Origin of the sequence: Nonomuraea aridisoli, from assembly GCF_003236395.1 — a bacterium.
GTDB classification, from domain to species: Bacteria; Actinomycetota; Actinomycetes; order Streptosporangiales; family Streptosporangiaceae; genus Nonomuraea; species Nonomuraea aridisoli.
This window is the reverse complement of record NZ_POUD01000370.1, coordinates 1-7,574: the sequence shown is the minus strand read 5'-3', so window position 1 is coordinate 7,574 and position 7,574 is coordinate 1. Positions and strand designations below refer to the sequence as shown.

The window sequence follows — 7,574 nt, the reverse complement described above, 5'->3', positions numbered from 1 at the left end:
GGCTGGTCGCCGAGGGCGCGGATGGTGGCGCGGTACTGGTCGAAGTAGCGGCCGCAGCCCTCGCAGCAGGACAGGTGGGCGCGCACGGCGTCGCGGGCGGGCGTGTCGAGGGCGTCGTCAAGGTAGGCGGTGAGGTGTTCCACCAGTTCGTCGCAGGTGAACCGCTTCACGACGTTGACCGCCCTTTGCCTTCGAGATGAACCGTTTCACTTATTGTGCCGCTGAATGAGCCGGACGGCGCGATCCGACGTCAATCCGGCTGTTTCACCGACTCGTAGTAGCTCGCCAGCCGTCCGCGCACGGTCGCCCGCGCCCGGTGGAGCAGCACCCGCTGGTTGGCCGCCGAGATCTCCAGGATGTCGCAGACCTCGTCGGAGGTGCAGCCCTCCACGTCGCGCAGGGTGATCACGACGCGCTGGCGGGGCGGCAGCCTGCCCAGGGCCTCGGCGATGAGCTCCCGCACCTCCGCGGCCAGCGCCTCCCCCTCGGGCGTCGGCCAGGCGGCGGTGAACTCGGCCCGGCCGCCCGGCGGCGGGCCGTGGCCGCCGGTCGCCTGGCCGTCCTGCTCGAACGCGCTCCACGGCAGGGTGCGGCTCTCGCGCAGGCCGCGTTTCTTCGCGGTGTTGACCAGGATGCGGTAGACCCACGTCTTGACCGAGGAACGCCCTTCGAACCCGTCGATGCCGTCGATCACCGCCAGCCAGGTGTCCTGGACGACCTCCTCGGCGGAGTGGTCGGTGGACACGTAGGACCTGGCCACCCGCAGCATGCCGTGGGACCAGGTGTCGAGCAGCGCGGCGAACATCGTCTCATCGCCGGCTCGCAGGGCCGTGACGACGACGTCATCCGGGGGCAGCACGTCACCCGCGAAAGACCCCACGATCGCTTCCCCTCCGGTCGGACGCAAGGACCTCACCCCAGGGACGGAGCCGGACCCCGGCACCGCCCCCGCGGCGGGACGACACCCCGCTCACGGTAATCCCTCATGGTGACGTTTTCCCCTCCTGGCGATCCGTAGCCACCCCCGAGCGGATTCCCCGCCTGCGCCGGGCGGTTCGCGCGGGCCCTGGCTCGCCCCCGCGGACATCGTCGGCCGCGAGGGCGAGCGTTCCCCTACCCGCCGCCCACGGACGCCTTCGGCCGTGGGCGGCGGGTGATCCCCCGCCACTCCGCGGACATCGTCGGCCGCGGGTGGACGGGCGCTCGTACCGCCGATCGGGCGGGAGCCGGGGCGGTCCCCGGCGGCGCCGCCCGGACGTGCGGGTCAGGCGGAGGGCGGTCCAGGGCCGTGGCGGCCGGCGGCTCCCCGTTCACGCGCCGGCCCGCGCGGTCCGTCGCGGAGGTCGCGTGAGCCCGGAGAAGGCCGGGGCCGGTCGGGGAAGCCCGGTGATCCGCGGCGATCGGCGGGCTCGGGGGGACGCCACGTCTCCACGGCCCTGACCGCCTCGCGGACCTCTCGGGACTCCCAGTCCTCCTCCACCCGCTCCGCACGCACCTCCCCGTCCTCCTCGGGGACGTGGACGGCGGCGGACCAGGACTTACGGGCCTCCGGGACGCGGCCCGCACGGGCTCGCGCGGCCGCTCGGCGGCGGGCGCGGCGGGTCAGGCGGGTCAGGACGAGGCCGATCACCAGCAGCATCGACGCCGCGACCGCCCACCAGGCGGGGGCGGCGACGCCGTCCAGCTCGACGGCATGCGAGAGTGTGCCCGCGGGCATGGGGAGCCTCCCTCGAACGCTCGGACCGTTCGAGGTCTCCTTCACCCCCATGGGGCGGCCGTCCGGGGACGCGCGGGACGTCCGTACTGACCGGGCCGGCTCTTGGGAAGTACTCCCCTCGCCTGTTCAGGCTAGATCAAACGGCACACCGCATCCACCCCTTGCCGAGGTCACGCGACACGTTCGGTGAAGGCGGCCCGGTTGGCCGACTCCTTCGCGCGATCCCAGACGGCGAACACGACCTGGTCGAACGCCGTCGCGTACGCGCCCGTGAGGTGCTCGTGGAAGGCCGCGGCGACCTCGCGGGGATCGTTGCGGAAGACCCCGCAGCCCCACGCGCCGAGGACGAGCCGGCGCGCGCCGTGGCGGGCGGCGACGCCGAGCACGCGCCCGGCGCGCTCGTGCAGCGCGCGGCGGATCTCCTCGCGCCGGCCGGGGTCGCGGCGCAGCACCTCGCCCGCGTTGGGCGCCGGTGAGGTCAGGAACGACACCGGGAACGGGTCGGCGACCAGCCCGCCGCCGTTGCCCCGGTGCACGGGCACGCCGGGCGACCAGATGACGCGGTGGCTGTAGAGGAGGTCGGGCGAGGCGCGGTGGGCGGCGTAGTAGTCGGGCGCCCGCAGGAGGCAGAAGTACAGCAAGGAGTGGCGGCACAGGTCCTCCTCCTGCGCCTTGGCTCCGCCGAGGTAGCCGCCGCCGGGGTTGCGGGCCGAGGCGAAGTTGAGCACCGCGATGTGGCCGGCGCCGTCGAGGTGGAGCCGCCGCGCGGCCTGGAGGCTGCCCTCCGGGGTCACCTCGAACGTCGTGCGGACGCCGGGGCGTGGCGCGGGCGGCTCGACGGGGTCGCCGGGCGCGTGGCTCACGGTGCCCGCGAGCGCCGCCTCCAGGGCTGGGCCCACGACGACCTCGACCCCTTCGGGCGTGGTGTACGCGCCTGTGGCGGCGATGTCGGCGTTGGCCGCCGCGATCGCGCGCAGTCTCGTGCTCACGGGCCCGCATGCTAAACCGGCTCCGCCCCGCCGCCCCACTGGTTTTCCGATGTCGAATCATGTCGGGTTCCGGACACCTGACCGGAACTCGCCACCGACCGCCCGAACCGTCTCATCCACCCTGAAAACCCCAGCTCAACGCCCTTTTCCGTGCCTGAGAGAGGTCCCGCGAGGCGGGGTCCGGGCTCTTGCGAAAAGCACATGATCCACCAAAGATGCTCCGCGGTGGGCTCACAAGATCCCACAAACCTCCCCATGGAGATCGTGTGTCCCTTTCGCACCCCCGGCGATGGCTCCTGGCGGGAACCGTCCTCGCCCTCCTCGCCACCCAGACCCCCGCGTACGCCCAGGACCCGCCCGGCGCCGGCAAGATCGACCAGGCGGTCGCGGCCGACCTGTCCGCCGACGACAAGGCCACCTTCTGGGTACGGCTGAAGGACGAGGCCGACCTGCGGGCGGCGCGTGCCGCGAAGACCAAGGCCGACAAGGGCCGGCAGGTCTACCGGCTGAAGACCGAGACGGCCGCCGCCTCGCAGGCCCGGCTGCGCAAGCTGCTCAAGGCGGCGGGCGCCGGCTTCACGCCGTACTGGATCGTCAACACGATCCGGGTGACGGGCGACGCCGGCCTGGCGGCCGAGATCGCCGAGCTGCCCGAGGTCGCGGAGATCACCCCCGACCGGACGGCCGGCCTGCCGGAGCCGAAGCCGGGCGTCGCCCGGGCCGCGGCCGGCGCCGTCGAGTGGAACGTCGACCGCGTCAACGCCCCCAAGGTCTGGGACGAGCTCGGCGACCGCGGCGAGGGCGTCGTCATCGCCAGCCTCGACACCGGCGTGCAGTGGGACCACCCCGCGCTGAAGGCGAGCTACCGGGGCACCCTGCCCGACGGCACCGCGGACCACGCCTACAACTGGTACGACGCGACGGGCTCGTGCCCCGGCGACACCCCCTGCGACGACCGCGGCCACGGCACGCACACCATGGGCACCATGGCCGGCGCCGACGGCATCGGCGTCGCGCCCGGCGCCAAGTGGATCACCGCGAAGGCGTGCGCCACCACCGGCTGCCCCGACTACGCGCTGCTCGCGGCCGGTCAGTGGATCCTCGCCCCCACCGACCTGGAGAACCGCGACCCGCGCCCCGACCTCGCGCCGGACATCGTCAACAACTCCTGGGGCGGCGCCGGCCTGAACCTCTGGTACAAGGAGATCGTCGAGGCGTGGGTCGCCGCCGGCATCTTCCCGGCCTTCTCCAACGGCAACGCGGGCCCGGCGTGCGGCACCACCGGCTCGCCGGGCGGCTACACCGCCTCCTACAGCGCGGGCGCGTTCGACGTGAACGGCCGGATCATGCCGGAGTCGTCGCGCGGCCCCGGCGAGGACGGCGAGCTCAAGCCCAACATCGCCGCACCGGGCGTGGACGTGCGCTCGGCCCTGCCCGGCGACGCGTACGGGGTCAAGAGCGGCACCTCGATGGCCAGCCCGCACGTCGCGGCCACGGTGGCGCTGATGTGGTCGGCCTCGCCCGCCCTGCGCCACGACGTGGAGGCGACGCGGGCGCTGCTCGACGGCACCGCCTCCGACGTGGACGACACCTCCTGCGGCGGCACTGCCGCCGACAACCTCGTCTGGGGCGAGGGCAGGCTGGACGCGTACGCGGCGGTCAAGGCGACGCCGGCCGGCGAGCTGGGCACCCTGACCGGCACGGTGACCTCGGAAGGCGCGCCGCTGGCCGGCGCCACGGTGAACGTGTCCGGGGCGCTCAGCCGTACGGTGCCGACGGGCCCGGACGGGACGTACACGCTGCCGCGCCTGCTGAGCGGCGACTACCGGATCACCGTCACGAAGTTCGGCTACGACGACGCGACCGCCACGGCCACCGTCACCGACAACGGCACGGCCACCGCCGACCTGACGCTGACGCCGCAGGCGATGAGCCCGGTGACGGGCACGGTCAGCAGCGCGGGCGCGCCCGAGGAGGGCGCCACGGTGAGCGTGCCCGGCACCCCGGTCACGACCGTCACCGACGCCGCCGGCCACTACGCGATCTCGCTCCCGCACCGGACGTACGACCTCGAGGTCACACCGGCTTCGCGGTGCGCGCACGCGGCCACCACGCCGATCACGGTGACCGGCACCACGACCGAGGACGTCGAGCTGCCCCCCAACGCCGACGACTTCGGCCACACCTGCCGCAGCGGCACGGAGGCGTACGTCGAGGCCACCGAGAAGCAGCCGCTCACCGGCGACGACGAGTTCCAGACGGTCGAGCTGCCGTTCGCCTTCCCGTTCTACGGCAGGACGTACACCAGCGGCATGCTCAGCACGAACGGGTTCCTGGCGTTCGGCGAGAAGTGGTCGTACCCGAACAACTACCCGCTGCCGACGGCGGGCGCGCCCAACGCCGGCATCTACCCGTACTGGGACGATCTGGCCCTGGACGACCGGGGCGGCCTCTACACCGCCACGCTTGGGACCGCGCCGAACCGCACGTTCGTCATCGAGTGGCGCAACGCGCGCTTCTACAACGCCGACGAGTGGTTCTCGTTCGAGGCCCTGCTGGGCGAGGACGGCTCGATCGGGTTCCGCTACCGCGGGATCGCGACCTCGCGCGCGGCGGGCGAGAGCGCCACGATCGGCATCGAGAACGCCGACGGCACGGACGCGCTGCAGTACTCCTTCGGCGTGGCCGCCGTCGCCGACGGCCGGAGCCTGGCCTTCGCCGCGCGGCGGCACGGCGTGGTGACCGGCACCGTCACCGACGCCAACGACGGCGAGCCGGTGGCCGGGGCGAGCGTCGAGGTGGGCGGGGCCTCCTTCACCACCGGGGCGGACGGCACGTTCACCGGGCAGGCGCCCGCGGGCGAGCAGCGGCTCCGGGTCTCGGCGGAGAACTACGGCGCTCTCACCCGGGACGTCACCGTCGAGGCGGGCGGTCGCACGGTGCTGGACGCCGCGCTCACCACCGGCCTGGTGACGGCGGCCACCGACCGCCTCACCCTGGTCGTGCCGGCCTCCGCCACCAGGACGCACAAGCTGAGGCTGGCCAACGCGGGCGCGGACGCGGCGTACACGATCGAGGTCGATCCCGGGCAGGCCGGCTGGCTGAGCGTGAACCCCGTGCGCGGTGAGATCGCGGCGGGCGGGTCGGCGACGGTACGGGTCACCGCGTCCAGCGCGGGCATGGAGCCCGGCGGCGTACGGACCGGCGTGCTGATGGTGCGCTCGGCCAGCGGGCGCAACCCGGCCTTCCCCGTCACCGTGTCCGTGGTCGTGCCCGGACACTAGACGCCTCGGGCCCGCACCCCGCGCGGGGGCGGGCCCGCACGCGTCAGAGCCGGCGGAGTCTGGCGCGCAGGGCGCGGCGGGCGACCGGGCCGAGGTCGTCGATCACCTCCGCCACCAGGGCGAGGCGTTCGAGCGCGTCGAGCGCCGCCCGCGCGCCCTCCGGGTCCGCGCCCTCGAACAGCTCCAGGCCGATGAACGCCGCCGCGACCATCCGTGCCAGGCCGGGAACGTCGGCCAGCTCGGCGACCGGCGATCCGGACAGCAGCCGGTCGAGCGTCCGCTCCAGCGGGACGATCCACAACCGCAGCGCGTCCGCGGTGGCCTCGGCCAGCACCGGGTCGGCCTGCGCGCCGGCCAGGGCCTGCGCGAGCACGGTGACGTTGCCGGCGGCGCGTTCCCCCGCGTGCAGGTCGCGGCCCAGGTCGAGCAGCTCCCGCAGGCTCGTGACCTGCTCCATGCGGGCGACGAAGGGGCCGACCCGCGCCTCGGTGGCCGTCAGGCACGCCTGTCTGATCAGCTCCGGCACGCTGCCGAAGTGGTAGAACACGAGCGCCTGGTTGACGCCAGCGGCGGCGGCGATCGTGCGCGCGGACGTGCCGGTGATGCCGCGTTCGCGGAGGGTCTCGATCGCACCGTCGATCAGGCGTTGTCGGGTGTCGGCCATGCCGACCATCATCGTGCCGTCACCGGGCGCACAGGTACGGGCGTGAGAGCGTCAGGGCCGTCACGGTGAGGATCACCCCGCAGCCGACGGGCGCCAGGTGCCAGAGGTCCAGGTACCCGATGGCCAGGTGGACGGCGAGCGCGGGCCCGAACCCGGCGACGGCGGCGAACGTCAGCGACCACCACACCCACGCCTCGCCGCGCCGCCAGCCCCACGCGCTGAGCAGGGTGATCGCGGCGGCGGCCGCGGTCAGCGCGCCGCCGAAGCCCGCCCTGTCGTGGGCGATGAACGGCAGCAGCCGCGTCCCGGCCGCGCGCAACGCCTCCGGCCCGGTGCCGAGGAAGTGCAGATCACTCGGTACGAAGACGTCGGTCAGGCCGACGGCCGACACCGCCACGCCGCCGGCCAGCAGCCCGAGCCCTGTGACCACCATCAGGAGCTGACCGGTCAGCGCCCGGCGGCGTTCGCGATCCGGTCCCTCCGGGCGGTGCGTCCACGCCGGGGGCTCGGGCGGCTTGCGTACCGCGAGCAGGAACATCGGGAGGACGACGACGGTCAGCGCCGCGTGCAGCGGCTCGACGTACCCGTGGACGAAGAGGTAGGACACGGCGGCGAACCCGATCGCCCCTGAGACCAGGTACGCCTCCCGCGCCCACGGCCGGCCCCGGCGCATGCCTCCGACGGCCAGGCCCGCGTAGAGGACGCCGACGGCCACCATGGCGCCCGCCAGCGTGATCCGGTCGTGGCGCAGGAAGGGCACCAGCCGGTGGTTGACGGCGTGCAGGGCGTGCCGGTCCATGCCGAGGAAGGCGCTGTCGTAGCCGAGGAGCACCGGGCCGAGCGCGACCGCGGCCGCCGCGACCCCGGCGACCGCCAGCACGACCCCGCTCACCAACGCCCACCACCAGGCAGGCCACCCC

At 74.2% G+C, this 7,574-nt stretch carries 7 protein-coding genes; 1 reads left to right on the top strand and 6 read right to left on the bottom strand.

The features are described 5' to 3' along the window. The 4 genes from C1J01_RS53900 to C1J01_RS44190 all read right to left on the bottom strand — a co-directional run. On the bottom strand, window positions 1-143 hold a 143-nt coding region (locus tag C1J01_RS53900; protein ID WP_369122771.1), incomplete at its 3' end, for an anti-sigma factor family protein. A gap of 107 nt (window positions 144-250) precedes the next feature. Then, complete coding sequence (locus C1J01_RS44200; protein WP_235855075.1) at window positions 251-880, bottom strand: RNA polymerase sigma factor; 630 nt, start codon at window positions 878-880, stop codon at window positions 251-253. Between the two features lie 384 nt (window positions 881-1,264). Beyond that, window positions 1,265-1,717, bottom strand: coding sequence for a hypothetical protein (locus C1J01_RS44195; protein ID WP_111184992.1), 453 nt, complete (start codon window positions 1,715-1,717; stop codon window positions 1,265-1,267). A gap of 170 nt (window positions 1,718-1,887) precedes the next feature. Next, window positions 1,888-2,706: a TIGR02452 family protein gene (locus C1J01_RS44190; RefSeq protein ID WP_111184991.1), complete on the bottom strand. Its 819-nt coding sequence runs from the start codon at window positions 2,704-2,706 to the stop codon at window positions 1,888-1,890. Between the two features lie 266 nt (window positions 2,707-2,972). Between C1J01_RS44190 and C1J01_RS44185 the strand changes: the two genes are divergently transcribed. After that, window positions 2,973-5,990, top strand: coding sequence for a S8 family serine peptidase (locus C1J01_RS44185; protein ID WP_235855074.1), 3,018 nt, complete (start codon window positions 2,973-2,975; stop codon window positions 5,988-5,990). Window positions 5,991-6,033: 43 nt separating this feature from the next. Here the strand turns inward: C1J01_RS44185 and C1J01_RS44180 are convergent, their stop codons facing one another. Together C1J01_RS44180 and C1J01_RS44175 are read right to left on the bottom strand one after the other, a co-directional pair. Then, on the bottom strand, window positions 6,034-6,654 hold the full coding sequence (locus tag C1J01_RS44180; protein WP_111184994.1) for a TetR/AcrR family transcriptional regulator: 621 nt from the start codon (window positions 6,652-6,654) through the stop codon (window positions 6,034-6,036). A 19-nt stretch (window positions 6,655-6,673) separates the two neighbouring features. Further along, on the bottom strand, window positions 6,674-7,574 hold a 901-nt coding region (locus C1J01_RS44175; RefSeq protein ID WP_220040422.1), incomplete at its 5' end, for a hypothetical protein.

What these genes read in the sequence shown, in the direction of transcription:
- C1J01_RS44195 (WP_111184992.1), bottom strand. Translation starts at nt 1,717, where the DNA reads ATGCCCGCGGGCACACTCTCGCATGCCGTCGAGCTGGACGGCGTCGCC.
- C1J01_RS44180 (WP_111184994.1), bottom strand. Translation starts at nt 6,654, where the DNA reads ATGGCCGACACCCGACAACGCCTGATCGACGGTGCGATCGAGACCCTC.